The sequence below is a fragment of the Rhodococcus sp. IEGM 1366 genome (assembly GCF_033142425.1).
Lineage (GTDB): Bacteria > Actinomycetota > Actinomycetes > Mycobacteriales > Mycobacteriaceae > Rhodococcus_F > Rhodococcus_F globerula.
In genome coordinates this window covers 27056-53342 of the sequence record NZ_JAWLRZ010000006.1, presented here as the reverse complement: position 1 = coordinate 53342, position 26287 = coordinate 27056, and the positions used below count along the sequence as shown (strand labels likewise).

The 26287-nt window shown below is 61.7% G+C and carries 27 protein-coding genes; 15 read left to right on the top strand and 12 right to left on the bottom strand.

Features of this window, described 5'->3' with window-relative positions; genetic code table 11:
* Positions 1-131: 131 nt before the first annotated feature.
* The 4 genes from R4P64_RS18525 to R4P64_RS18510 form a co-directional block, all read right to left on the bottom strand.
* Positions 132-1649 carry a class I adenylate-forming enzyme family protein gene (locus tag R4P64_RS18525; RefSeq protein WP_317822156.1) on the bottom strand — a complete coding sequence of 506 codons (1518 nt, stop codon included), beginning with the start codon at positions 1647-1649 and terminating at the stop codon, positions 132-134.
* Position 1650: 1 nt separating this feature from the next.
* Positions 1651-2883 (bottom strand): cytochrome P450, encoded by a 1233-nt coding sequence (locus R4P64_RS18520; protein ID WP_172935750.1) that lies wholly within the window; start codon positions 2881-2883, stop codon positions 1651-1653.
* A 78-nt stretch (positions 2884-2961) separates the two neighbouring features.
* Positions 2962-3177: a ferredoxin gene (locus tag R4P64_RS18515; RefSeq protein ID WP_172935751.1), complete on the bottom strand. Its 216-nt coding sequence runs from the start codon at positions 3175-3177 to the stop codon at positions 2962-2964.
* A gap of 59 nt (positions 3178-3236) precedes the next feature.
* The gene (locus R4P64_RS18510; RefSeq protein ID WP_317540726.1) at positions 3237-4112 is read right to left on the bottom strand and encodes an SDR family NAD(P)-dependent oxidoreductase; all 876 of its coding nucleotides are present in this window, start codon (positions 4110-4112) and stop codon (positions 3237-3239) included.
* Between the two features lie 304 nt (positions 4113-4416).
* On the opposite strand from R4P64_RS18510, the gene R4P64_RS18505 reads away from it, so the two are divergent.
* Both R4P64_RS18505 and R4P64_RS18500 read left to right on the top strand, forming a co-directional pair.
* Positions 4417-5607, top strand: a complete 1191-nt coding sequence (locus tag R4P64_RS18505) for a pyridoxal phosphate-dependent aminotransferase (protein WP_317822154.1) — start codon at positions 4417-4419, stop codon at positions 5605-5607.
* The gene (locus tag R4P64_RS18500) at positions 5604-6614 is read left to right on the top strand and encodes an AraC family transcriptional regulator (RefSeq protein ID WP_045068965.1); all 1011 of its coding nucleotides are present in this window, start codon (positions 5604-5606) and stop codon (positions 6612-6614) included. Before R4P64_RS18505 ends, R4P64_RS18500 begins: the two co-directional genes overlap by 4 nt.
* Here the strand turns inward: R4P64_RS18500 and R4P64_RS18495 are convergent.
* Both R4P64_RS18495 and R4P64_RS18490 read right to left on the bottom strand, forming a co-directional pair.
* Positions 6611-7036: a VOC family protein gene (locus R4P64_RS18495; RefSeq protein ID WP_033234067.1), complete on the bottom strand. Its 426-nt coding sequence runs from the start codon at positions 7034-7036 to the stop codon at positions 6611-6613. The genes R4P64_RS18500 and R4P64_RS18495 overlap by 4 nt on opposite strands.
* A gap of 34 nt (positions 7037-7070) precedes the next feature.
* Positions 7071-7511: an Lrp/AsnC family transcriptional regulator gene (locus R4P64_RS18490; RefSeq protein ID WP_317822149.1), complete on the bottom strand. Its 441-nt coding sequence runs from the start codon at positions 7509-7511 to the stop codon at positions 7071-7073.
* A gap of 79 nt (positions 7512-7590) precedes the next feature.
* On the opposite strand from R4P64_RS18490, the gene R4P64_RS18485 reads away from it, so the two are divergent.
* The 4 genes from R4P64_RS18485 to R4P64_RS18470 all read left to right on the top strand — a co-directional run bounded on the left by R4P64_RS18485 (position 7591) and on the right by R4P64_RS18470 (position 10754).
* On the top strand, positions 7591-8328 hold the full coding sequence (locus tag R4P64_RS18485) for an AzlC family ABC transporter permease (RefSeq protein ID WP_245005969.1): 738 nt from the start codon (positions 7591-7593) through the stop codon (positions 8326-8328).
* On the top strand, positions 8321-8650 hold the full coding sequence (locus R4P64_RS18480; RefSeq protein ID WP_045068960.1) for a branched-chain amino acid transporter permease: 330 nt from the start codon (positions 8321-8323) through the stop codon (positions 8648-8650). Before R4P64_RS18485 ends, R4P64_RS18480 begins: the two co-directional genes overlap by 8 nt.
* A 207-nt stretch (positions 8651-8857) precedes the next feature.
* Complete coding sequence (locus R4P64_RS18475) at positions 8858-9934, top strand: HoxN/HupN/NixA family nickel/cobalt transporter (protein WP_411742691.1); 1077 nt, start codon at positions 8858-8860, stop codon at positions 9932-9934.
* 187 nt (positions 9935-10121) lie between these two features.
* Entirely contained in the window at positions 10122-10754 is a 633-nt protein-coding gene (locus R4P64_RS18470) for an alpha-ketoglutarate-dependent dioxygenase AlkB (RefSeq protein WP_317822144.1), read from the top strand.
* A 4-nt stretch (positions 10755-10758) separates the two neighbouring features.
* Here the strand turns inward: R4P64_RS18470 and R4P64_RS18465 are convergent, their stop codons facing one another.
* Both R4P64_RS18465 and R4P64_RS18460 read right to left on the bottom strand, forming a co-directional pair.
* The gene (locus R4P64_RS18465; protein WP_317822143.1) at positions 10759-11421 is read right to left on the bottom strand and encodes a CoA transferase subunit B; all 663 of its coding nucleotides are present in this window, start codon (positions 11419-11421) and stop codon (positions 10759-10761) included.
* Entirely contained in the window at positions 11418-12164 is a 747-nt protein-coding gene (locus R4P64_RS18460; RefSeq protein WP_033234061.1) for a CoA transferase subunit A, read from the bottom strand. The genes R4P64_RS18465 and R4P64_RS18460 overlap by 4 nt, the downstream gene beginning before the upstream one ends.
* A 165-nt stretch (positions 12165-12329) precedes the next feature.
* Between R4P64_RS18460 and pcaH the strand changes: the two genes are divergently transcribed.
* Genes pcaH through R4P64_RS18430 form a run of 6 tightly spaced genes read left to right on the top strand, consistent with a single transcriptional unit; the run spans position 12330 to position 18317 of the window.
* On the top strand, positions 12330-13049 hold the full coding sequence (gene pcaH / locus R4P64_RS18455; protein WP_317822142.1) for a protocatechuate 3,4-dioxygenase subunit beta: 720 nt from the start codon (positions 12330-12332) through the stop codon (positions 13047-13049).
* Positions 13042-13740, top strand: coding sequence for a protocatechuate 3,4-dioxygenase subunit alpha (gene pcaG, locus R4P64_RS18450; protein WP_317822141.1), 699 nt, complete (start codon positions 13042-13044; stop codon positions 13738-13740). The genes pcaH and pcaG overlap by 8 nt, the downstream gene beginning before the upstream one ends.
* A gap of 12 nt (positions 13741-13752) precedes the next feature.
* Positions 13753-15081 carry a 3-carboxy-cis,cis-muconate cycloisomerase gene (pcaB, locus tag R4P64_RS18445; protein WP_317822140.1) on the top strand — a complete coding sequence of 443 codons (1329 nt, stop codon included), beginning with the start codon at positions 13753-13755 and terminating at the stop codon, positions 15079-15081.
* Positions 15078-16259 (top strand): 3-oxoadipate enol-lactonase, encoded by a 1182-nt coding sequence (gene pcaD, locus R4P64_RS18440; protein ID WP_317822139.1) that lies wholly within the window; start codon positions 15078-15080, stop codon positions 16257-16259. The genes pcaB and pcaD overlap by 4 nt, the downstream gene beginning before the upstream one ends.
* The gene (locus R4P64_RS18435; RefSeq protein ID WP_092806533.1) at positions 16256-17080 is read left to right on the top strand and encodes an IclR family transcriptional regulator C-terminal domain-containing protein; all 825 of its coding nucleotides are present in this window, start codon (positions 16256-16258) and stop codon (positions 17078-17080) included. Before pcaD ends, R4P64_RS18435 begins: the two co-directional genes overlap by 4 nt.
* A gap of 25 nt (positions 17081-17105) precedes the next feature.
* Positions 17106-18317, top strand: a complete 1212-nt coding sequence (locus R4P64_RS18430) for an acetyl-CoA C-acetyltransferase (RefSeq protein ID WP_095888349.1) — start codon at positions 17106-17108, stop codon at positions 18315-18317.
* 14 nt (positions 18318-18331) lie between these two features.
* Here R4P64_RS18430 and R4P64_RS18425 read toward each other — a convergent pair whose 3' ends face one another.
* The 4 genes from R4P64_RS18425 to R4P64_RS18410 form a co-directional block, all read right to left on the bottom strand.
* The gene (locus R4P64_RS18425) at positions 18332-19156 is read right to left on the bottom strand and encodes a crotonase/enoyl-CoA hydratase family protein (protein WP_317822136.1); all 825 of its coding nucleotides are present in this window, start codon (positions 19154-19156) and stop codon (positions 18332-18334) included.
* A 214-nt stretch (positions 19157-19370) separates the two neighbouring features.
* Positions 19371-20741 (bottom strand): HNH endonuclease signature motif containing protein, encoded by a 1371-nt coding sequence (locus R4P64_RS18420; protein WP_317822135.1) that lies wholly within the window; start codon positions 20739-20741, stop codon positions 19371-19373.
* 388 nt (positions 20742-21129) lie between these two features.
* On the bottom strand, positions 21130-21981 hold the full coding sequence (locus R4P64_RS18415) for a hypothetical protein (protein ID WP_317822134.1): 852 nt from the start codon (positions 21979-21981) through the stop codon (positions 21130-21132).
* 44 nt (positions 21982-22025) lie between these two features.
* The gene (locus R4P64_RS18410) at positions 22026-22718 is read right to left on the bottom strand and encodes an SDR family NAD(P)-dependent oxidoreductase (RefSeq protein ID WP_317822132.1); all 693 of its coding nucleotides are present in this window, start codon (positions 22716-22718) and stop codon (positions 22026-22028) included.
* 150 nt (positions 22719-22868) lie between these two features.
* On the opposite strand from R4P64_RS18410, the gene R4P64_RS18405 reads away from it, so the two are divergent.
* The 3 genes from R4P64_RS18405 (at position 22869) to R4P64_RS18395 (ending at position 26251) form a co-directional block, all read left to right on the top strand.
* On the top strand, positions 22869-23771 hold the full coding sequence (locus tag R4P64_RS18405) for a LysR family transcriptional regulator (RefSeq protein ID WP_033234050.1): 903 nt from the start codon (positions 22869-22871) through the stop codon (positions 23769-23771).
* A gap of 154 nt (positions 23772-23925) precedes the next feature.
* Positions 23926-25302: an MFS transporter gene (locus R4P64_RS18400; RefSeq protein WP_317822130.1), complete on the top strand. Its 1377-nt coding sequence runs from the start codon at positions 23926-23928 to the stop codon at positions 25300-25302.
* 67 nt (positions 25303-25369) lie between these two features.
* Positions 25370-26251, top strand: coding sequence for a shikimate dehydrogenase (locus tag R4P64_RS18395; protein WP_317822128.1), 882 nt, complete (start codon positions 25370-25372; stop codon positions 26249-26251).
* The last annotated feature ends 36 nt before the right edge of the window (positions 26252-26287 follow it).

Below are 26287 nucleotides of genomic sequence, written 5' to 3'. Positions count from 1 at the left end.
TGCTTGTCAGGATACAAGAATCGACATTTGTCCGTAGCCGTACCCGTCCCCTTCGCTCTGAACGCAACCGGCCCTGCTGGCGCCTGAGCAGGCGTAGCAGGGCCGGCACAGCCAATCATGACGCCAGAGCGTCACCGTCGTTTCACGAACCGCTCGGCAACGTCGGCGTACTCCGATCGAATCGCCGTCTTCGACAGCTTCCCACTAGGCAACCGTGGCAACGGTTCGTCTCGAATGACGACGTATCGGGGCACCTTGTAGTCGGCAACCAACCGATCACAGTGCTCGATGATCGCCGCCTCGTCGACGTCGCCGCTCACGGTCACGATGGCCGCAGGGGTCTCGCCGAAGCGCTGATCCGCTGCGGCAATAACTGCAACCTCGTCCACCCCGTCGATCTCACCGATGACACGTTCGATCTCGACCGGCGAAACGTTGATACCACCCGTGATGATGAGATCCTTCAGCCGATCGACAAAAGCAACTCGGCCTTCTTTGTCCCGTGTTCCGAGATCGCCACTGTGCAACCACCCATCACGCAAAGCGGCAGCGGTTGATTCCTCGTCGTTCCAGTATCCCGGCGTAACTCCGGGACCACGCAGGAGGATTTCCCCCTGCTCGCCGGGATCCGCCTCGGTACCGTCCGCACGCACCACCTTGACCTCGGTGAAGATCGAGCCGTTCCCGCACGAATCCGGATGATCGAAGGCTTCCGCCACCGGTGTTGCAGTTGCGACTCCGCCGGCTTCCGTCATCCCGTAGATCTGCCGTAGTGCAACACCCTTGTCCGCCCAACGCGCTGACAAAGCGGGCGCGACGGCGGCTCCTCCGACGATGGCGGTCCGCAGTGAGGATAAATCCGCCTCGGCAAATTCCTGTGACCGAGAGATCGCGTCGAAGATCAGTGGAACGCCGAAGATTGCCTGAACCTGGTGCTCACCCAACAACTTTGCCGCACGGCCGGGAACAAATTCTTTCTCGATGACAATCGTTCCACCGAGCACAGTGGTCATCAGCAGGCCCCAGACAAGGCCAGGCGTGAACACGAGGGGCAGAACCAGCAGCGACGTCGAACCCGGTCGAAGACCTTCCTCGGTGAGAGAAGCTTCGAACACGATGTTGAGCAACGTGCGGTTGGTGCAGATCACGCCTTTCGACAGACCTGTCGAGCCACTCGTGAAGATCAGCGCTGTCGGGTCCTCGGGCTCCGTGTCGATCCGGTAATCGTCGACAGCGCCGTTCCGGAGCGTGGTGAACTCGCCGAAGTCCCTGATGCCGAACGACGCGCCCAGCGCCTTGGCCGCCTCGACGCCGTCTGCGAACTCCGCCGGCGTAATGACAGTGAGTGCCCCCGAATCATCAACCACCTTGCGCAGTTCGGCAGGCTTGAGCCGTGGGTTGAGAGGGACCAGGACAGCTCCGGACTTGATGACGCCCAACGCAATTGCCGGCCACTCCATCGAGTTGGGTCCGAGAAGCCCCACTCGATCGCCTGGATTCACACCGGAGTTCGACAGGTCCCGTGCTACGCGACTCGACCAGTCCTGAAGCTCTCGATACGTCAGCGACTCGTCTTCGATGACGATTGCCGCGCGATCGCCGGATGTACGAGCCCACCACGCCAGCGCGGACCCGATAGTTGCGGACATCTCACGTCTCCGGGGTGAATCGAATCGGCAGACGCGCGCAGCCGCGAACCTGGCTTGAATGCAGAATCGGCGGGTCGGAGTCGACGAGGTCGTAATCCGGTATGCGACGGTGCAATTCCTCCAGCGCAATGGAGAGCTCGATCCGCGCGAGGTGCGAACCGAGGCAGCGGTGAGCACCTGATCCGAACGAGAGATGCCGGTTGGGATGACGTTCGAGATCCAGTTCGTCGGGATCCTCGAATTCCGCAGAATCGCGGTTGGCCGAGCACAGCATCAGAATGAGCTGATCACCCTTGTGGATGGTCACGCCGCCCAATTCGACATCCTTGGTGGCGCAACGGCCGGGGACCACGGCAGCTTCGATACGAAGGATCTCCTCGACCGCTGTGGAAATCAGTGTGTCGTCGTCGATCAGCGCGTCGCGCTGCGCCGGATTGTTCACCAAGTGAATGATGCTCCACGCCAATGATCCCTGCACGGTGTGCAGTCCAGCGATCAACAGCAGGAAGAACATCCGGTTGAGCTCTTCGTCGGTAAGCAACCGCTTTCCGTCTTCGAGTTCCACTTCCGTGTGAATCAATGTCGAGGTGATGTCGCTTCCGGGGTTTGCACGACGCTCGTCCACCATCTTCTGGAAGTATCCCAGCATCTGCATTCCGGCCATCGCCCGTGCCTGTTGGGATTCTTCCTCGCTGGCACCCGGCTTTCCGGTCAGAACCGTGTCCGTCGCTTCGGTGAACAACGGGGCATCCTCGACCGGCCAATCCATCAGCGCCAGAAAGACTCTGGTGGGAAGCTCGTGCGCAAAGTCCGCGATGAACTCCGATTCTCCGGCTCCCGCGAACTTGTCGATCAGTTCGTTGACAAGTTCGCGAATCTGCTCGGTGAGCGCTTTCATCCGGTTCGGGCTGAAGAGCGGCTGCAGCGCGAGGCGGTATCCGGTGTGCTCCGGCGGATCAAGTTCGATGGGGATGAACTTGCCCATTCCACCCGGGCCGGTGACAAGGTTGTTGGGGTAACTCGAGAACGTCTCGGGATCTCGGAGAACCTCGTGAATTTCCTTGTAGTGCGTGACAATCCAATGTCCGCCATGTGCGGTGGAGTAGACCACCGGACCTTTGCCGGCCAATTCCGCCACCCGCTCCTGCACGGTGTCGACCGGCTGGGCGAGCGACGGATCGTAAATGTCGAAATCGACCACCAGATTCGTGGGCGCCTGTTCTGTTGTTGTCATCGAGTCACTTTCTCGAAAAATGGGGGAATTTCACGGTGCCGGCATTGATCCGGGCAGGACTGGACTGCGAGAGTGCGTTCAGGACTGGACTGTCAGGGCGCGTTCCGGGCAGACGATGACCGCGGCATCTGCCGCACCGATGTCGTCAGGAGTCAGCGGGTCACGCAGAATTACCGGATTGCCCTGCTCATCGCTGTCGAGGAGGTCGGGTGATGCCGAGTAACACAATCCGTGGCCGGCGCACGCAGACCGGTCGACCACCAAATGCGTTGCCTCTTGGCCTGTATCGATCATTGATCCTCTCCAACTATCTTGTCGTACAACATTTCACTGTGGGTGCAGGATCGCGTGAGCTAGGCGCTCGCGTCGAGGGTCGGGGTGCCTTCGTCCTCCGGGAACCACATCCCGACACGCGAGAGTGTTCCGCCGTCGGTGGTCGGAAGTGTCACGCCGGAGATGTACGCCGAATCGTCGGAAACCAGGAACAGCGCAGCGCGGGCGTTGTCCGACAGCGACGGAGGACGATTGAGTTTCAGCGGAATAGGCGAGATACCCGGGTCCCAGGGACCGGCAGTCTCCTCGTACGACTGTCCGACGACCGGCGATCCGGCCGGCATCAGGAAGTTGGGTGACATTCCGTGAGTCGGGGCGATCGCATTGACCCGAATCCCATATTTGCCGAGGTCAAGGCTCAATCCGCGTACCAAACCATTGACCCCGGCTTTGGTAGCCGAGTACATGGCGATGCTGTGGTACGCGAGAAACGATGCGGCCGAAGAGGTTGCAAGAATCACGCCGCCGCCATTCGCCCTTAGTGCAGGTACCGCTGCCTTTGCGGTGTAGAAGACCCCACTGAGATTCACCCCCAACACCGCCTGCCAATCGGCATCCGTCAGGTCCTGGAAGTCGACAACCTCGCCGCCCGCGACGGACGGAACTCCGCCGCGCGAGACTACGCCGGCATTGGCGAAGACGACGTCGAGTTTGCCGAAAGCGTCAACCGTGGCTGCAACTGCATCCACCACCTGAGCTTCGACACTGACGTCCGCTGTCAGCGCTATCGCAGTTCCACCCTGCTGCTCAACCAGTTTCACGGTCCCTTCGGCCCGATCCTTGTCGATGTCGACTACTGCAATCTTGGCGCCTTCCGAGGCAAAAAGTTGTGAGCACTGACGACCGAGACCTGAACCGCCGCCGGTGATCAGAACAATCTTGTTTTCGAGTTTCATGCAAACTCCTTCGACTGAAGATGTGCCGTGGTGAGGAAGTGAGGACTCGGCGCGCGCAGCGTGTGCGCGCCGATCTCGAAGATCGGGTCCGAGAACCAGATCAGAACTATCGACAAACCAATCGGACTGCGTCGTGTCGCGTTCTCGAAGCAGTGTGTGACTCACATTACTCATGCTGACAACTGACGTCAATCGATATTTGTCAGTTGATACATGAACTTGTTTTCCGGGGCAGTTGATCTGCGCCGATTCAGGGCCCAGGCAGTGATGCGAAGATGCAACTACTGCCGACTAAGCTGGAAGGATGCCTTCGACGCCCCGCAATCGCACCGTTTCGCGCCTGCAGCCTTTTGCGTCCACGATCTTCGCGGAGATGACGGCACTGGCAACTCTTCACAACGCCGTCAATCTCGGCCAAGGATTTCCCGACACCGACGGACCCGCCGCGATGCTCGACGTCGCGCGCCAAGCCATCGCCGACGGAGTCAACCAGTATCCGCCGGGCCCGGGTATGCCAGTTCTACGCCAGGCCGTTGCCGCCGACCGGATGGCACGGTACGGCTTGGAATTCGATCCTGATTCCGAAGTGCTGGTGACCGTCGGAGCCACCGAAGCGATCAGCGCTGCAATTCTGGGTTTGGTCGAACCCGGTGAGGAAGTAGTACTTATCGAGCCGTACTACGACTCGTACGCGGCTTCCGTCGCTCTGGCCGGCGCGATCCGTCGTACCGTCCCGTTGGTCGCGTCGGGTGACAAATTTGTTGTCGACATCGATGCAGTCAAGGCAGCGATTACCCCCAAGACAAAGATGCTGGTGGTCAACAGTCCACACAACCCCACCGGGACGGTGTTCACCGATGACGAATTGCGCGCACTTGCAGAAATTGCGTGCGAACGCGACCTGATCGTGCTGAGCGACGAAGTCTACGAGCACTTGGTGTTCGACGGCCTCACGCATACACCGATGGCGTCGCTGCCCGGAATGCGTGAACGCACCGTCACAGTGTCCAGCGCCGCAAAAACTTTCAATGTCACCGGCTGGAAGACCGGCTGGGCGATCGGCCCGCGCGAGCTCATCGACGGCGTGCGCGCGGCCAAACAGTTCATGTCCTTCGTTGCCGGCGCGCCGTTCCAGCCGGCTGTTGCGTACGCCCTGACCAATGAGCAAGCGTGGGTCGCGGATCTGCGATCGAGTCTGCAGTCCAAGCGAGATGTGCTTGCCGACGCGTTGACCGACGCGGGACTCCACGTGCATTCGGGCGGCGGCACCTACTTTCTGCTCGCGGACATCCGGCCACTGGGCGAATCCGACGCGGGAGATTTCTGCCGCGCGTTGCCGGAACGCATCGGAGTCGCAGCCGTCCCCGTCGACGTATTCGCCGACAACCGTGACAGCTGGAAGCACTTGGTGCGGTTTGCATTCTGCAAACAGGACCACGTACTTGCCGAAGCAGCGAGACGCCTCCATCTGCTCCGGGGAGCCGCTCACCCATGAATGCTCGCACCATCCCCACTGCATTTATTCAGCGTTATCTCATGTTCTCGCCGGACAACAATGTGGACTTGTCGGGTGCCTTGCGGGCAGCGGGAATCGATCTCACCACGCTCGCGGACCCACGTGCCCGGCTCACCCCCACACAGGTGACTACCTTCATCCAAACCACCTGGCAGATCACGAACGACGAATTATTCGGTCTCGGGCGCGCCCCTGTCCCCCGCGGCACCTTTCGGCTGATCTGCCTGACGTTGATTCACTGCCCCGACCTCGGTAGCGCTTTCGCTCGGATGGCAGATGTGATCCGTGCACTGCCGAGTTTGGCCCCATTGACGATAGAAGCGGGCGAGGAGAGCACACGCATCAGTTTCTCCGGTCACCCGCGGGAAGGAATCTCCGAACCCGATATCGCGGCACGCGTGACAACGGACTTCATGCTGATCCTCCTACACCGATTTGCCGCGTGGTTGATCGGCAAGCGGGTCCGGCTTCGGGCCGTCGAGTTCCCGTACTCGGCGCCGGATGCGCGGTTGGCCCAAGACTACGACTACATCTTCGGCGTCCCGGTTACGTTCGATGCGCCCTGCGCCGCTTTGGATTTCGACAATTCTGCGATGCGAGCGCCGATCATCCAGACCGAGGAATCCCTCGAGGAGTACTTGCGCGCGTCGCCTATCCAGCTGATGTCCGAGCGCGATTACGACAGCACCGCGTCAGCCCAGGTACGCCGAGTTGTGGAGTTAGGCGTGAAGGGGCGCACCTCGACAGCGGAAGAGATTGCCGAAATGCTCTCGATCAGCGTGCCGCACTTGCGACGGTTGCTTCGCCGCGAGGGCACGTCACTGAATCAGCTACGCGAAGAGGTGCTCCGCGACGTCGCGATCGCCGGCCTTGGCCGGGGCGAGTCGGTAGACGTCCTGTCGGCTCGCCTCGGGTTCTCCGAGCCCAGCGCGTTCCGCCGCGCGTTCAAACGCTGGACCGGAGATACTCCCAGCTCGTACCGCTAACTGACACAGAATTCGTTGCCCTCCGGGTCGGACATCGTGATCCACACGCTCGGGCCTTGCTGACCTCGGTGAAGTATCGTCGCGCCGACCGCCTCGAGATGAGCGGCTACGTCCTCACGGTTGTCTCCCACTCTGATATCCAGGTGAAGTCGGTTTTTCACCGTTTTCTTCTCGGGCACCAGCTGAAACAGAACTCGCGGACGCTCCGGATGTTCCGGGTCGCTGATGGCTGCACCTTCCCTCCAGACGAGCACGCCTTCAAAAGTGGTTGTGTCGGATTCTTGCGCGTGCCCAGCTGCGACGAGACCTCTGATGAAATCCTCATCGCTCGGCTCGACAGCCCAGCCGAGAGCGGCCGCCCACCATTTTGCCTGTTCATGTGGTTGCGCGGAGTCCACGGTGACTTGAAATTCGTATCCCATGTTCCGACGTTAACGCCACCTACCGACAAAAATCTCAGTCCACACTCTTGATGGTTTTCATCGTGATGAGCGAGGTCACCCGCGACACAGCGGGGAGGCCACTGAGTTTGGTGGCCATGAACTGTTCGTATGTCGCGAGATCCTTCACCGCGACGCGAATGAAGTAGTCGGGGATCCCGAAGAGCCGTCGACATTCGATCACTTCGTCGAAAGCCGCGACGCGTGATTCGAAGTCCTCGATGGTCGCCTGGTCGTTGACGCCGATCTCGGCGGTCACGATCACCTGAAATCCGCGGTCGAGCGCCTCGGGGCTGACGATTGCCCGGTAACCGGTGATGACTCCGTCGGCCTCGAGTTTCTTGACCCGGCGCAGGCACGGCGACGGCGTCAGCCCCACCAGATCCGCCAATTCGGTGTTGGTCAGACTGGAGTCCTGACGGATGTGGAATAAAATTGCGTCATCCATGGCATCCATGCGGATATTATTGCGCAAAGTCTGAATTCCGCGCATTCTGGGCAATCGTCAACCGCGGACTTTGTACTACATTTCTGGGGTGATCGAATCTTCAACATCAGCGGATGCAACTGCCGTCGATGCCGCGCGCCAGAGCCCGGCGTGGCGACGCGCCTTTGCATTGTCATTGCCGGTCGGCATCGGACTCCTGCCACTCGGCATCGCCCTCGGGGTGCTTGTTGTGCAGCAAGGCCTGAACCCTTGGTGGGCACTGGTTTTCACTTCGTTGATCTATGCCGGATCGCTCGAGTTCATTGCCGTCGGCATGGTCGCCGCGATGACTCCCCTGCCTTACGTCGCACTCACCGCGTTGCTGGTCAACTTTCGGCACGTCTTTTATGCGCTGAGCTTCCCACTGAACAAGGTGCAGAATCCGTTTGCACGCTTCTACAGCATGTTCGCTCTCACCGACGAGGCGTATGCCATGTCGGTGACAACCGATCCCAAAGCCCTCTCCGGCCGGGTCATCGTCTTCTCGCAACTGTTCCTGCACGGCTACTGGGTTGGCGGAGCAATTCTCGGAGCTACTGCGGGACAATGGATTCCCGATTCGATCGTCGGAATGGACTTTGCGCTCACAGCCCTGTTCGTCGTCCTGTCGATCGAAGCGATGCGAGCTCAAAGCGGCTACACCGTCCCAGCGGCAGCGGTCACCTGCGCACTGGTGGCCCGCCTCATCGCACCCGAACATGTCCTACCGATCGCCATGGGCGGGTTTGTCACCTTCCTGATCATCCGATACTTCGCCACCTCCCGAAAAGCAGCAGTAGATGCCTGACACCACGTACATCTTCAGCGCCGTTGCCATCATGGCCGTCGTCACTTTTGCGTTGCGCGCCATACCCTTTGCCGTCCTGAAGCCACTGCGCTCGTCGGCCCTCGTCGCGTACCTCGGCATCTACATGCCGGCGGGAGTGATGCTGATCCTGGTGATGTACTCACTGAAGAACGTCTCCGTCACCGGGCCCTCACACGGATTACCCGAACTGATCGCCGTCTCGGCCACCGCCGCAATCCATCTGTGGCGAAAGAACGCAGTGCTGAGCATCGTCGTCGGGACCGCGATGTACGTCGCGTTGATGAACACGATCTTCGCCTGACTTTCCCATCAGGCAGCAAAGCACCTTTACTCCCTGATGGGCAATCTGTAACAAGAACGCCCTTATCTGAACAGTTGAACACTTATACGATTTATCTATGACATTTTTCCGTGTCAGGCCCGCCGACCCTCCACACGAAATCGGTGACGTTCGATGACGACGGATACACACTCGACCGGAAACAAACTCGTCGCAGCGTGGACAAGCCTGGACCGCTCCCAGCGACGCAGCATCATCGGAATGACGGCCACGGTCGTCACGCTCAACGTCGTCGGCTGGGCAGTGCTGCTCGGCCTGGTCGTTCCCGGGCACTACACCGTCGAGGGCAGCGCGTTCGGCGTCGGACTGGGCGTCACCGCCTACACGCTCGGAATGCGACATGCCTTCGACGCCGACCACATCGCCGCCATCGACAACACAACACGCAAGCTTGTTGCCGATGGCAAAAAGCCCATGTCCGTGGGGTTTTGGTTCTCACTCGGCCATTCGACCATCGTATTTGTCATGGTTGCACTGCTCGCGCTGGGCGTACGACGGCTGGCGTCCACCCTCTCTGACGAGAATTCCGACCTGGGGAAATGGGCCGGATTGTTCGGAACCACTGTCTCGGGCACTTTCCTGATCCTGATCGGCCTCCTGAACCTTGTGTCCCTCATCGGAATTCACCGGGTCTATACAAAATACAAGGCCGGAACGTTCGACGAAGAACAACTCGAGAAGGAACTCGACAGCCGCGGCGCGTTGAACAAGATTCTGGGGCCGGTCATGAAAACGGTCCGCAAGCCATGGCACATGTATCCAGTCGGATTACTGTTCGGCCTGGGGTTCGACACCGTAACCGAGGTCGGCTTGCTCGTCATCGCCGGCGGCGCAGCTGTGACGGGATTACCGTGGTATTCGATTCTCGTTCTGCCGATTCTGTTCTGCGCCGGGATGTGCCTCTTCGACTCCATCGACGGTTCGTTCATGAATTTCGCCTACGGTTGGGCGTTTGCGCAGCCGGTCCGAAAGATCTACTACAACATGGTGATTACCGGCTTGTCTGTTGCCGTCGCCCTCATCATCGGAGTGCAGGAGATCATCTCGATCTTCACCGAGAAACTCGATATTCACACCGGAATCCTGGGCACGATCGGCAACCTGGACTGGGGCGCGATGGGCTTCATCATCGTGGGACTGTTTGCGATCACCTGGCTTGTTGCGATTGCCGTATGGAAGCTGGGACGCGTCGAAGAGCGGTGGCAGGCGCAATCTGCCGCGGCGGCGAGACAAGGAGCGACCTAGGTGTGTTTCGCGAGCCGCCTTCCGGGGTATTGACCGATTGCGGCGGAGATTTCGGAGCGAGGGGTCAGCCGCAACAGGCCTGCCGCCCGGCTGTCACTCGCCGGGAGGTGGGCCGCCTAACTTGATGCGCCGCGAATCCTTCGAAAATTCGAACATATGTTCTAGCTTTGGGTGTAGTCTGATCTTCATGTCCAGCGCCATGCAACAGTCACTGTTCGACAATGTCGACCTAGGTGTTTCCTTGGCTGACCTCGACAAAACCCTGCAACGCCGGAAACTCACCGCGGGCGCATGGGTCGATCACAGGCCGGCCTGGCTCACTGGGTCCGAGGCCGTGTTCGACACCCTCGAACGATCGGTGCCCTGGCGTGCCGAACGGCGGCAGATGTACGACCGCGTGGTCGACGTTCCGCGACTGGTGTGTTTCTACAACGAGAACGAGCCACTACCGGATCCCCTGCTCACCGAGGCGAAGGACGCTCTGAGCAGCCACTATCGCAGTGAACTGGGCGAACCGTTCACCACGTCCGGCCTGTGCTTTTACCGCGACGGCAGCGACAGCGTCGCGTGGCACGGCGACGACACCGGGCGAAGCCGCACCGAGGACACGATGGTAGCCATCCTGTCGCTCGGTGCTGCCCGCCCGCTACTTCTTCGTCCCCGCGGCGGCGGTGAGTCCATCCGCTTCAACCTCGGGCACGGCGACCTGCTGGTCATGGGAGGTTCGTGCCAACGGACGTGGGAGCACGCTGTACCCAAGAGCGCTCGCGCCCTCGGCCCGCGGATCAGCGTGCAGTTCCGCACTCGCGGAGTCCGCTGAACCGTCAGACGAGCAGTTTTGCTCCGGTGGCGGCAACAACGTCGTCGACGCTCACTCCCGGCGCCGTTTCGACCAGGCGAAGACCGTCGGCGGTCACGTCGATGACCGCCATGTCGGTGATGATCCGCTGCACACAATCCTTGCCGGTGAGCGGAAGGGAGCATTCTTCGACAATCTTGTGCTCACCCTTCTTGGACACGTGCTCCATCATCACGATGACGCGCTTGGCGCCGTGGACCAGGTCCATCGCGCCGCCCATTCCCTTGACCATGTGACCGGGAATCATCCAGTTCGCGAGATCACCGGTGGCGCTGACCTGCATGGCCCCGAGGACAGCAACGTCCACCTGGCCACCGCGAATCATGCCGAACGACGCGGACGAGCCGAAGAACGACGCGCCGGGTAGCACCGTGATGGTTTCCTTACCGGCATTGATCAGTTCGGGATCGAGTTCATCCTCGGTCGGGTACGGCCCGACACCCAAAACGCCGTTCTCCGAATGCAATACGACGGTGATGTCCGTGGGCAGGTAGTTCGGAACCAGCGTCGGCATGCCGATGCCGAGGTTCACGTACTGGCCGTCTTCGAGTTCGCGAGCGACCCGCGCAGCCATCTCTTCACGGGTGAGTTTGGTGGGAGCTTGGCCCGCCTCGTTTGTCAGTGTCATGCTCGTACCGTCCGATTCTCGATGCCGACCGTCACGGGGCCGACGTGGACAACTCGCTGGACATGGATGCCTGGTGTGTGGATCTCGGCAGGGTCGAGTTCGCCGGGTTCCACGAGGTGTTCCACCTGAGCGATGGTGATCCGACCGGATGTTGCCGCGGCCGGGTTGAAGTTCTGAGTGCTTGCTCGGTAGACGAGATTGCCGTGCCGGTCACCTTTCCAGGCGTGAACCAGGGCGTAGTCGGCGACGATGCCTCGTTCCATCACATAGGTGACGCCGTCGAAGTCGCGAGTCTCCTTGGGCGGGCTGGCAACTGCGATGCCGCCGCTTCCGTCGTAGCGGAGCGGCAAGCCGCCGTCGGCGACCTGGGTGCCGACACCCGCGGGCGTGAAGAACGCGGGGATACCTGCGCCACCTGCGCGCATGCGCTCAGCGAGGGTGCCCTGCGGAGTGAGCTCCACTTCCAGTTCACCGGCGAGATACTGGCGAGCGAACTCCTTGTTGGAGCCCACGTACGAGCTGACGGTCCGGCGAATCCGCCCCTTCTCGAGGAGCACCCCGAGGCCGAATCCATCAGTGCCGCAGTTGTTACTCACGGTCTCGAGTGACGTTGCGCCTTGCTCGAGCAGAGCGTTGATGAGGATCTCGGGCACTCCGACGAGCCCGAAACCTCCGACAGCGATCGTGACGCCGTCCGGCACGTCCGCGACGGCCTCGGCTGCAGTGGGAATGACTTTGTCCATCATGTCGATCACAGTAGCGCGCGCCGTACGTATTGTGAACCCCTGTGCGTATTACGAACATTTTTCGCCCCCGGCATTGCCTGGGTCACAACAACGAACTAGTCTGTTCGCAGAGCGCATCACCTGTACACATTGCGAACACGTAATCGAACGACGAGGTTCCCTATGCTGCATTTACCGCCGAGGTACCAGCGGCCGACCGGCGTCAACGCCCCGGCTGATTTCGCGGACTACAAGACCACCTCCCTCCGCCACCCCAAGCAACCGCTGAAGCTGCTCCCGCAGCGCCTCACGGAATTGACCGGGCCGGTTTTCGGTGAGGACCGCGTCGGCGCTGGTGAAAACGATCTGACCATCGCCAACGGAGGCGAAGCACAAGGGCAGCGCATCGTGGTTCACGGCCGTGTCCTCGACGGTGACGGCAAGCCAGTCCCCCACACCCTTCTGGAGGTGTGGCAGGCCAACGCCGGCGGACGCTACCGCCACACGGGTGACAACTGGCCGGCTCCACTCGATCCGTTCTTCAACGGTCTCGGCCGTTGTGTGACGGACGCCGACGGCCACTATTCGTTCACCACCATCAAGCCAGGCGCCTACCCGTGGATGAACCACGACAACGCGTGGCGCCCGGCCCATATCCACTTCTCGCTGTTCGGTACGGCATTCACGCAGCGCCTGGTGACGCAGATGTACTTCCCCGACGACCCGATGTTCTTCCAGGACCCGATCTACAACGCCGTACCTGAAGAAGCGCGTCATCGCATAGTCAGCGTCTTCGACTACACCGCCACAGCACCCAACTGGGCTCTCGGGTTCCGCTTCGACATCGTCCTGCGCGGACGTAACGCTTCCGTATTCGAGAACGAGGAAGACCACGATGACTGACAAAACTGCGAAGCCTGCACCAGCCACATCCCCCGTCGCTTCGCTCGCCCCGACATCCCCCGTCGCTTCGCTCGCCCCGACATACCCCGTCGTCCCCGGCGATTTCACCACGGCACCTTTCGGAGTCACGCCGTCGCAGACCGTCGGCCCGTACTGGCATATCGGCCTCCCCTGGACGGACGGACCCGACGCGGCCCCTTCCGACGCTCCTGGCCGAATCACGCTCGCCATCACAGTGATCGACGGCAACCGCACGCCGGTGGCCGACGCGATGATCGAGACGTGGCAGGCAGATACGCTCGGGCGCTTCAACCATCCCGACGATCCCCGCGGCGCAGTCGAGCTCACCCCGGCAGGCTTCCGTGGGTTCGCCCGCAGCGCAGCAGATCCCACCGGAACTGCCCTGGTCCACACCGTCAAGCCCGGCGCGCTGCCCACCGAAACCGAGGTTGACGAAGCTCCCCACGTCAACGTCTCGATTTTTGCCCGCGGCATGCTCGATCGCCTGGTCACTCGGTTGTACTTCCCGGAAGACGCAGACGCGCACGCGACCGATCCGGTGCTGAGTTCGCTGACCGAAACCGAACGCGCCAAGTTGGTTGCAACAAAGGTCGACGGTGGGTACTCCTGGACGGTCTATGTTCAGGACGACAACGCCGACGGCGTCGAGACGCCCTTCTTCGAGCTGTAAAGAGGAGTACACATGTCCACTCGCGGCGCACTGTTCGATCCGGTGTTCGGTGCCACCCTGGTATCCGAGCATCTGTCAGACCAGGCGTGGGTGACCGCGTTGCTCGACGTGGAAGCCGCACTGAGCTGTGCGGCGGCCACGATCGGGTTGGCCGACGGTAACCAGTGCGCCGCTGTGGCGGCTGCTGCCGCAGAGCTGTCCAAACCCGGTGGGCTCGACATCGTCGCACTGGGTCGCGCCTCTGCCTCGGGTGGTAATCCGGTGATCCCGCTCGTGAAGATTCTGCGTGAACGTGTTGCTCAGGACGGTATACCTGGCAATGTTGTTCACCCGGGCGCCACCAGCCAGGACATCATGGATTCCGCACTAATGCTGCTGACGCGCCGCGCAGGCTCTGTTGTACTCGCAGATCTGACCTGGGCTGCCGACTCTGCAGCTCACCTCGCCCGACTCCATCGCTCGACGCCGATGGTGGCGAGAACCCTGGGGCAACAAGCACTTCCGACCACCTTCGGACTACTGGCAACAAGCTGGTTCACCGCACTCGACGCCGCTGCCAATCGTCTCGAGACCGTGCTGTCGACGTTGCCCGTTCAATTCGGCGGTGCCGCAGGCACACTCGCGGCGTCGTACCCGAACGGTCTCGCACTCGCCGACGCTTTTGCCGACGAACTCGGCTTGGCTCGGCAGCTTGTTCCGTGGCATACCGATCGCGTGACCATCGCCGAACTGGCAACCGCCCTCGGCATCGTCGCCGGGGCCGTATCCAAACCGGCTACAGACATCACCGTCATGGCATCGACGGAGCTTTCCGAAGTTGCCGAGAAAACTCCAGGCGGCTCATCCGCCATGCCGCACAAGCAGAATCCGGTTGCCGCCGTTACCGCCCGTGCGGCGGCGCGGCGTGTTCCCGCACTCGTCGCGACAGCGCTGTCCAACATGGATCACGAGTTCGCGCGGGCGGCCGGTCCGTGGCATGCGGAGTGGGAAACCGTCACAGATCTCCTGCGTCTGGCCGGCGGAGCGGCACATCAATTGTGCGTCAGTCTTGCCGGCTTGCAGGTGTATACCGATTCGATGGCACGCAACCTCGACATCACCGGTGGTTTGATTCTTGCCGAACGGGTCACGAAGGCACTCTCGGCGCACACCGATCGTGCTCGTGACATCGTCACCGCCGCAGCCGCTTCCGGCACGCGCTTGGACCGCGACCCGGCAATCACGGAACACCTGACCGCAGCCGAACTTACCGAACTTCTTGATCCAGCACAGTATCTGGGCCACGCCACCGACCTGGTCGACCGAGCCCTCGCCGCACGCCCCACAGGAGGACCCCGATGAGCGTCGCGCTCAACTTTCACCAGACCGGCAATCCCGATGCTCCCGCAGTCGTGTTCCTCGGCTCGCTCGGATCCGATCTCTCCATGTGGGCGCCGCAGATCCATGCGCTGTCGAACCGCTACCGCGTCGTCGCCGTCGATCATCGTGGTCACGGTAAGTCCCCGGTACCCGCCGGCCCGTACACCGTCGCGGACCTTGCCGGAGACGTCATCGCACTGATCGATTCGCTCGAACTCGAGTCGGTTCACCTGGTCGGACTCTCCCTCGGCGGTGCAGTCAGTCAGTGGATCGCCGCGCACCATCCCACTCGCGTAGACACCCTGACCTTGCTGTGCACGTCCTCGCAGTTTGCACCGGCCCAGCCGTGGATCGATCGAGCGCAGACCGTCCGCACCGACGGTATCGCGTCCATTGCCGCAGCTGTTGTCGGACGCTGGTTCACACCCGGACTTGCCGAAAGCGATCCTGAACTTGTCGCGCGGCATGTGGCGATGGTCGAGGCAACACCTGACGAGGGATACGCTGCCTGCTGCGAAGCACTCTCCGTCTGGGACGGCCGCGCCGACCTCGCCCGAATCGTGGCTCCGACCCTCCTCATCGCGGGCGAGCAGGACCCGTCGACTCCCCCGGCCACCCTGGCAGCGATTGCCGACGGTATTGCCGACTCCGTGATGCACGTCGTCGATCCCGGAGCGCACCTCGCCAATGTCGAGCAGGCCGGACGCGTCACCAAACTCCTTGCGGCGCATATTTCCTCGCATACACCGGCGGTTGCTCAACGCAGCGCCGCGGTCGCGGCCGGGATGACCGTCCGGCGCCAGGTTCTCGGTGACGCCCACGTCGATCGGTCCATCGCCGGCACCACCGAGTTCACCGCGCCGTTCCAGGATTTCATCACTCGCACCGCCTGGGGCGACATTTGGTCGCGTCCCGGACTCGATCACCACACACGCAGGCTGCTGACTCTCGCGATACTCACCGCAGTCGGCAACGAGCACGAACTCGACATGCATATCCGCGCCGCACTGCGCAGCGGAATGGATCCGGATCAACTCGTGGAAGTATTTCTCCATACCGCGGTCTATGCGGGTGTGCCGAACAGCAATCAGGCTTTTGCGCTGGGTAAGCAGGCACTCGCGGACCTCACGCCGAAGCCCGAGGAGAACACGACACCATGAGCGAAACCAACAGCGACCAGTCGCCGGGGCCGTCACCCGACTACGTGCAGTCGCTGGCCCGCGGACTGTCCGTCATCAAGGCGTTTGATGGCGAGCACCCCCGGCGCACGCTCAGTGAAGTCGCCCGGACCACCGATCTCACGCGTGCCACAGCGCGTCGGTTTCTGCTCACTCTGGTGGAGCTCCAATACGTACGTACGGATGGTTCGGTGTTCTGGCTGACTCCACGCGTTCTCGAACTCGGGTACAGCTACCTGTCCAGCCTGTCGCTGCCCGAGCTCGCGGGACCGCATCTGGAGGCGCTGTCCGCCAAAGTCCGGGAATCCACCTCGGTCTCCATCCTCGACGGCGACGACGTCGTGTACGTCGCCCGCGTACCGGTCAGCCGCATCATGACGGTTTCCATCACCATCGGCACTCGCTTTCCGGCGTACGCAACGTCCATGGGGCGAGTGCTGCTCGCCGGTCTGCCAGACGACGCACTCGAGCAGTACCTGTCCCGAGTCTCGTTCACACGTCTCACGGGCAAGACCATCTCGACTCCCGAAGAACTGCGGGCCGAACTCGACAAGATTCGCGCCGACGGTTACTCAGTGGTCGATCAGGAGCTCGAAGAGGGGTTGCGATCGCTCGCAGCACCGATTCGCGATGCCAACGGCGCCGTGGTTGCCGCGGTGAATATTTCCACCCAGGCTGCCCGCTACAGCACCGAAGCGGTTCTCGCTGAACTTGTTCCGGCTGCGATAGCCACCGCCGACGCGATTTCCGCCGATCTCGGCCGTACTCAATCCTCGAACAATCACTCGGCTGCTACGCGCTGATCGAGCCCACTCCAAGGAAGAACTTATGCCTGACGTCGTCATCTGCGAACCGCTCCGCACACCGGTAGGCCGCTTCGGCGGTGTCTTCCGCGACATCGCACCGGAAGACCTCGCTTCCACCCTCATCACCGAACTCGTCTCGCGCACCGGAATTTCCGGTTCCGATGTGGACGACGTGATCTTGGGGCAGGCATCCCCGAGCGGTGAGGCCCCGGCCATCGGCCGCATTGCCGCACTCAATGCCGGACTCGGCATCGATGTCCCCGGCATGCAGGTGGATCGGCGCTGCGGATCCGGATTGCAGGCGATCATCGCGGCAGTCATGCAGGTTCAGTCCGGCGGCAGCGATCTGGTTCTCGCCGGCGGCGCCGAGTCCATGAGTGCGGCCGAGTTCTACGCCACCGGAATGCGTTGGGGTGTCAAGGGTGAAGCCGTCGCACTCAGTGATCGCCTGGCCCGCGCCCGCGTCACTGCCGGCGGCCGCGATTTCCCGGTTCCCGGAGGCATGATCGAAACCGCAGAGAACTTGCGGGCAGAGTTCTCCATCAGCCGCGAGGATCAGGACGCATTAGCCGTGCAGTCTCATCAGCGCGCAGTCGCCGCCCAGAAGAATGGCATCTTCGCCCAGGAAATCGTTCCGGTCTCCGTACCCCAGCGCAAGGGCGACGCGCTCCTCGTCGACACCGACGAGCATCCGCGCGCCGACACCTCGATGGAATCCCTTGCCCGCCTTCGCCCCATGCGCGGCAAGATCGATCCCGACTCCACCGTCACCGCCGGCAACGCGAGCGGCCAGAACGACGGCGCGGCACTCGCCATCGTCACCACCGCCGAGAAGGCACGCTCACTCGGTCTGCGTCCCCTTGCCCGCCTTGCCAGTTGGAGTGTTGCCGGTGTTCCACCACGCACCATGGGGATCGGCCCCGTTCCGGCGTCCGAGAAGGCACTTGGCCGCCTCGGCCTCACCTTGGCAGACATGGACGTCATCGAACTCAACGAAGCCTTTGCCGCACAGGCACTTGCAGTTCTGCGCACCTGGAAACTCGAAGCCGACGACCCCCGTATCAACCCCAACGGCTCCGGCATCTCACTCGGTCACCCCGTGGGCGCGACCGGCGGACGAATCCTCGCCACCCTGCTGCGCGAAATGGATCGACGGGAAGCCCGCTACGGCCTCGAAACCATGTGCATCGGCGGCGGCCAGGGACTGGCTGCCGTGTTCGAACGCCTCAGCTGAGAATCGCGCGGCACTTATTGCTGAGTGTCGTTTTGCTGAGTGTCGTTCTCGAACCGTCCGTGCCGTCCCGCCCCGGCAGCAAAGGCCGCCGCTCCGCGCGCACCTTCTGCAGCGACAATCGGACTACCAGCAGCACCTTCCGCTCGCAGCGCTTCCGCGAGCGGAAGGTCGAATGACCGGTACGCCGACTCCCGGTCCGCCAGCATGCACAGCTGCGGAAACGCAGTGAGCTGCTGCGCCAGTTCTTGCGCTGCTGCCAAGGAGTCACCCACCGGCACAACACGATTAACGAGACCGAACGAGAGTGCTTCCTGGGCGTCGACGGGCCGCCCCGTCAGGATCATGTCGAGTGCGCGGCCTTGTCCCACTATGCGTGGCAATCGCACGGTTCCGCCGTCGATCAAGGGCACTCCCCAGCGCCGACAGAAAACACCGAAGACCGAGTTTTCCTCACAGATTCGCAGATCGGCCAGCAAGGACAATTCCAGGCCACCGGCTACCGCATACCCACTCACTGCGGCGATCAGCGGTTTCGACAGCGCCAGCCGACTCGGACCCATCGGCCCCGTACCGCCGCCCTCCGGGTCGAGTTCATGCAAGCGGGACGGATCATTCACGGCTGTCAGATCTGCTCCGGCACAGAATGTTCCACCGGCTCCCCAGAGTATTGCAACGTGCGCAGTATCATCGGCCTCGAAGTCCAGAAATGCATCACGCAGTTGCGCGGCCATCGGCCCGTCGACGGCATTCTTTCGGTCGGGACGATTCAGGACGATGGTAGTGACGCCACCCTCGCGCGCTACATAAACATCGCCGTGTGGGCGATCCGAGTCGGTCACTGTGCTTTCCTCACTATCGGCGGACAGTATTCCTTCGTCCACACTGCCACTGTCCACACTGCCACGCAGGAAAATGAATCGTCAGCCGTTCGCGCGATCAAGAACCCGAGAACCAAGAAACAGATACCCGAACCCGCGCATGCGTGTGGGCTTCGCACCGGCTAGCTGGTGATGCGAAGCTCTCACACGGTATTCACTTCCGGTGGAAACGGATTCAGTCTCGGTGGACTGGTCCCTGGCGGGTGGTGGAGCGTCGGCGTCGTTGTTTGGGGTCGATCGCAGCTGGTGGGATGAACCACGGTTTGTGATCATTGCCCATCTTGATTTCCCAGATGCCGCGGAATCCGCTGGTGCTGTGGATCAACCGGTGGTGGTTACGGCAGAGGAGGGTGAGGTTGTCCATCACCGTCGGACCGCCCACTGACCAGGGTTTTATATGGTGCGCGTCGCACCAAGCAGGTACGGCATCACAGTTAGGGAAGGCGCAGCCTTTGTCCCGGGCGATCAGCGCCGTGCGTTGTTCCGGTGTGACGAGGCGTTTGTGCGGCGTTGCATCGAGCGGTGCACCGTTGCCGTCCATCAGGACGGTGGAGAGCATGCAGTCGCAGGCGAGCATCCGGGTCAGGCTCACACTGAGCGGTCCCATCCACGGCATGTACCCGACATCAAGATCCTCGACATCAGGCTCGTCGTCATCGAATGCACTGCCGTAGAACTCGCCATCATCCGATGCGGTTTCGCTGCGCATGGTCGCGCATTCGCGATGCTCGGCAAGATCTTTCGCGGTGATATGCACATTCACATGCGGACGCTGACCACCATCAACACCGGTGACAGCGTTGTCGAGGTACCGGCGGATCAGTTCCGTGAAGGCATCCGCGGTGCGTTTGGCTGCCGATCGCTGATCCGGGGTTCCGTCGGCAGCCGGTTTCGGCATCGACAAACCCGAGAGAGCCGATAACAACATTTCACCGGTCAACGCGTCGAAATCGCCCTTGATCGCGACCCGACCGTTGAGCGTCGGCGAAATCCGCAAGACGTTGAGATCGTCGTCCTCACCGGGTGGGACATCGTCGGATTCGAATATCCGCTCCAGAACTGCAATCGCATAGCGGAGTTTGATGGTGGTCGCCTCCACGCCGGATGCCGCAGCGAGAAGAGTCTTCATACAGGACGGTAACGCCCTGTCCGGCATTCCTTTTGGTGGGGATTCACAGAACGCGACGATTATTGCCGCATGATCGAGCGAGAGATCGCCGGCCTCGAATTGGGCAGTTATATCCGGGAATACCCGCAGTGCGGCACCGAGAGCAGCGATTTTGTTACCGGCCGCATTCTGCAACATCGTATTCGCCGCCAACCACCGCCCCACACCTCGATAACACAGCACCTGCTCATCAGGACTAAGCGCCAACTCATCCACTGCGGCAACCCGAATCGCTTCCAACCGAAGAATTTCCGCAGACGCACAGACTGCAACGTCTCGAACCTCGGACGGACGCAACCGCCACAACATGCCACGCACACCCGCAGCCGAACCGGCAACAACATCCCCCACCAAAGTTGAATCACAAACCGTAGTCATCAAGGCCTCCCCACCCGTAACCCCAACTATACTCGAACATTCATTCGATTCAAGGGGCATTTCGGGCACATTTCGGCCGAAGTTTAGCGGGTCATCGTTGTCGCGCCTCTACTGAATGATGTTTTTAGTCAAAGACATTGACCGCAGTGGCGCTCCCCAGTCGCATCGCGTCAATATCGCCACTGGGGGTGCAATCCCGGCCGGTTGGGCGAGCCAGAGGATCGTGCCCCCGAAGGCGCAGATGTGGCGCCCAAAGAAACCGCCCACAGAAATACCGTGAGGGCTACATCCATTCGATTCAAGGGGCATTTCGGACACATTCGGCCGAATATTGCTTGCAGCCAGTAGTATTGATCAAACGAGAGATGGCACCCTACTCCCCCACCGCCTATCGAGGATCCATCCGATAATGCAACGCCATGGCCCGGGCGCGCCACAGACGCAATTCGTGATCGGTTCGCAGAACACCTTCCGAGTCTTCGAACACGTGGAATCGCTCATGGATCGGAACCCTTGCCGCATAGACCTTTCCATTCTCCATGACAGTGACGTATGCCCCTATGTTCCCGAATTCCCCTTGCCCCGAGGTGAGTAGCAGGGAACCGTCGTCGCAGACTTCGGGGTGCAGGAACACCTGAACATTCCCAGACTCCAGCGGGAACGAGACATGGACACAGGGTTGAGAACTGTTCGGCAGCAACGCGATTCGGTAGTACCCACTGAAGAGATAGTCACCTGACTTTCGCAGTGTCCGCAGCCAGGCCGAACCCGCATGCCTGCCGTCGGCATCCGCTACGCGTGTAATCGAACTGTCGACACCATACGCAACTGACATCGGGTTTACGGGCAGCGCAAGTTGCTGCACGCGGCGACCGTAGAACCGCTCGACCAGCGACCCCCACGGCGCAAATCCCGGCGCCCATTGTGTCCACGCCTGCATTCGCCACGTCGAGGTTCGCTCGTAGAAATCACGGATGGACGGCGTCAACCGGGACGGATCAAAATCCGGCCCCGCCAATGCATCCATGCGCGGTAGGAGACCCTCGACCGCTGCCCCCACACCAACCGTGCCACCGATACGCAACGCTTCGGCGTGAATCCAACTGTCTTCCACCGGACCACGCACCGCCGTCGGCGCTTGCAACCACGTATCTTCGGACAGGTCGATTTTGCGGCCGACTACACGCCAGAACACACGCGTCGCGCGATCTGCAACAGGCCACAGACGTTCACCCGCCATCGACGTCCCCCTCGCCTTGGTGCCCGGTCATCTCCACCTGGACACTAGTACGTTGCACGACCTCCGCTGGCGTCGTACACCGCACCGGTCGAGTAACTCACCGCCGTCGAGGACAACCAGCCGATCAGCTCGGCAATTTCGTCCGACTTCCCCATCCGCGACATCGGCGTCAGACTCTGCGACCGAGCGAGAATTGCGGGGTCGGTGCCCGCGTTCATCGGACTTTCGACGGCGGCCGGAGCCACGGCGTTGACCAGGACTCCGGTTGTCGCGATCTCCTTGCCCAGTGACTTTGTCAGAGCAATGACGGCAGCTTTCGACGCGGAGTACGCACTCTGGTTGGGATTACCGTCTTTTGCGGCAATGCTCGCCAGATTCACAATGCGCCCCCAACCTGATGCGGCCATGCCGGGTACAAAGGCGCGGCACATGAGGAAGGTTCCTTCCACGTTGATTCGGAATGTGCGCTGCCAGTCGGCGAGCGAGACATCGACCAGCGGCGCCGACGGACCCACGATGCCGGCACTGTTGATCAAGATGTCGACCTTGCCGATGCGCGCACGCAACTCGCCAACTGCAGCCGGATCGGTCACGTCGAGACGTTCGTCGGCTCCCTCCGCGATGTCAGCGGTAATTGTTCGAACACCGTTGTCGGACAATAGTTTCGAACATGAGGCACCAATTCCGCTGGCACCGCCGGTAATCAGCGCAACTGCACCTTCTGGATAGCTCTGCATCAGTCTCGTCTCCCGGAGATCATGTGCGCTCAGCGCTCAATTTAAGCTACAAATAGATATAATCTGCGTCACACTGTGTACGATTTTCGAATATATGGCGTCGGGCAGAGTCGTCAAAATCAACAGTCGACATCAACGAAGGACACATCGATGGAAATTCGCTGGTTGCACGCGTTTGTCGCGGTCGCGGAAGAGCTACATTTCGGCCGCGCGGCGTCACGGCTGCAAATGGCTCAGTCGCCCCTGAGCCAGATGATTCGCAAGCTCGAGAAGAACATCGGCGTGCAACTGTTCGAGCGCAGTACTCGCACCGTCGCGCTCACCTCCGGTGGGCACGCTTTCCTGCCACACGCCTATCGCGTTCTCGAAAACATGGAAACCGCCCGTCAAGCCACCCGCGCGTCCACCGGCGGCGTGTACGGCCGTGTCGCGATCGGATTCACCGGCGTGCTCAACCACCAGGCGTTGCCGCCGTTGACGCGCGCATTGCGCCAGCGGTACCCCGAGGTCGAATTGACCCTCCTGGGCCGCATCATGACCCGAGACGCCGTGACACAACTCGAGAGCGGCGCATTGGACCTGGCGTTTGTCGGGTTGCCGGTGGCGGCGGCGCCGTTGTCCACCCGCCTGATTCGCCGCGAAGCCTTTGGCGTCGTACTGCCGATCGATCACCGGTTGGCCGCCGAGAGCGAAATCGACCTACGCGAATTGGCCGACGACGGATTTGTCACCACACCCATGTCGGCCGGTTCCGCCCTGCAGGAGACGGCAATGCGGGCCTGCATGAATGCGAACTTCCGCCCGCGCGTGGTCCAGGAAATCACCGACCCCTACATGATCCTGATGCTCGTTGCGGCGGGAGTCGGCGTCGCCTTGATGCCGTCTGGCATGGCCGGCATTACCCCTCCCGGCAGCGTCTTCGTTCCCCTCACCGGCGAACCGACGTACATGAACCACGGAATCGCCTGGTCACCGCGTCACATGACCGACGCGCTCGCAGTTGCCCTCGCCACCTCGGAGGAAATCCTCCCCACTCCCGAGATTGAGACGTAATTCGACATTATCTGAGACTCATTTAGTGTTGGACGCGCCATAGTCCTTCATGGCAAGGTCGTCTCAGCCGCCGAAAGGTGAGGGACGTCACCGCAGCGTGACGCATCACGACACGTGCCACCACCGTCGGCCAATCGGGACGAAAGGACTACCCATGGCGCCTCCGCCTACCCCCGCAGTTTCCACGACCGGGACCGACGAAAAGCCGAACTCCAACGCTCGGCGTGCCGCAGTGTCGGGCTTCCTCGGAAGCACCCTCGAGTACTACGACTTCTTCATCTACGGCTCCGCCGCCGCACTGGTGTTTCCCACGATCTTCTTTCCCGGCGGAGGCTCCACCGCCACGCTGCTCTCCATCAGCACCCTGGGCGTGGCCTACGTCGCCCGCCCGCTCGGCGCAGTGCTGTGGGGACACCTCGGTGACCGCTACGGTCGCAAGAACGCACTCCTCGCGTGCCTTCTGCTCATGGGAGTCGCGACCGTCGTCGTCGGCTGCCTGCCGACGTACGAGCAGATCGGCATTGCAGCGCCGATCATCCTCGTCTTACTTCGCCTCCTCCAAGGCCTGTCTGCGGGTGGAGAATCACCCGGCTCCTCGGCACTGACACTCGAACACTCACCGGATCACCGCCGTTCGTTCTTCACGTCGTTCACCATGAGCGGCATCATGTTCGGCATCGTCATCTCGAGCCTGGTATTCATCCCGGTAGCAAGCCTGCCCGACGAAGACCTTTACTCCTGGGGCTGGCGAGTTCCCTTCTGGCTCAGCATCATCGTGACCGTCGTTGCACTCTGGCTGCGACGCGCACTCGACGAGCCTGAGGTATTCGAAGAGCTCAAGGAACAGGACAACACGGCAGGAATTCCCGTCGTCGAGATGTTCCGCTCGCACTGGCGCACCGTGATTCGCATCAGCATGAGTTCGACCTTCGCGATGATCAACACCATCGTCAACGTCTTTGCCCTGGCTTACGCCGTCGAATCCGGCTTCGAACGCTCGACGATGCTCTGGGCAATTGCCACGGCCAACTTCGTTGCCGTACTTACTCAGCCGCTGTTCGGCATTCTGTCCGATCGCTACGGCCGCAAGCCCATCTTCGTCATCGGCGCAATCGGCGCCGGCCTGATGGTCTTCGTTTTCTTCCACTCGATCGGAACCCAAAGCGTTCCCATGGTTTTCGCTTCGGGAATCGTCATGATCGGCATCTTCTACGCGATGCCCAATGGCACCTACCCGGCGTACTTCCCGGAGCAGTTCCCCGCCAAGGTTCGCTACACCGGTATGGCTGTGAGCCTCATGCTCGGACTTCTCGTCGCCGGCTTCACACCGGCAATCGCCCAGGCGATTTCCGCAGGCGACAAAAGCAACTGGACACCGGTCGCGTGGATGTGCCTCGGCTTTGCGGTCGTCTCCGCCATCGCCGCGCTGTGCGGTCCGGAAACCTATCGGACGCCGACCGCAGAACTCGGCGAACCGAAATCAGTCACGCTCACGAAGCAAGACCCAGAGCTCACCAGCAACAACGCTTGACCGGACCGGCCCCTCGCGCTGACTTCGCGCCGCGAGGGGCCGTCCCCACTTATGCAGGAGAAATGTCATGCCTACCGAATCCACCCGTCACCGGATCGGCCTTGTCGGCGCGGGAATCACCACCTCACTCTCGCCGGCGCTGCACTCCCACGAAGCGGCAGCACTCGGTCTCGCCGCCTACAGCTACGAACTGATCGACCTCGAGGCAAGGAACGTCTCGGTCGAGAAGACCGGCGAGTTGGTTCGCGCCGCCGTCACCGGTGGTTTCACCGGGCTGAACATCACGCACCCGTGCAAGCAAGTTGTCGTGGACGCCCTCGACGAACTGTCCGACAACGCCCGACTGCTCGGCGCCGTCAACACGGTTGTGGTCGACAACGGCCGTCTGATCGGCCACAACACCGATCACAGTGGATTCCTCACCGCACTTCAGCGCGGGCTACCTGACGCCACCTTGGACCGAGTTGTCCTCACCGGCGCCGGCGGGGCAGGTTCGGCAGTTGCCTACGCGCTGGCGGCAGCCGGTACGACGGATCTCCGCATCGCCGACGTCGACTCAGAACGCGCTGCCGATGTGTGTTCACGCGTTGCCTCGGCTTTCCCTGACACGCGCACAACGGCTTTGGCGATTGGTGAGATCGCCGATAACCTGGCGACAAGCGACGGCGTCGTCAATGCGTCTCCGATCGGTATGGTCGGCCATCCCGGAACTCCGTTCGACCCCGCTGCGCTCCACTCCGGCTTGTGGGTCGCGGACATCGTCTATCGGCCGATGCGCACCGAATTACTCGACGCTGCACTCGCTCTCGGGTGCCAGGTGCTCGACGGCGGCCAGATGCTGGTGGCTCAAGCCGCCGACACTTTCACCCTCCTGACCGGTGTCGAAGCTGACACGGATCGGATGCGCACCCACCTGAGCGACATGCTCTCCGAGATGGCCAGCGCATGAGCACAGTCGAACACTCACTCTCGCAAACTGCTCCAG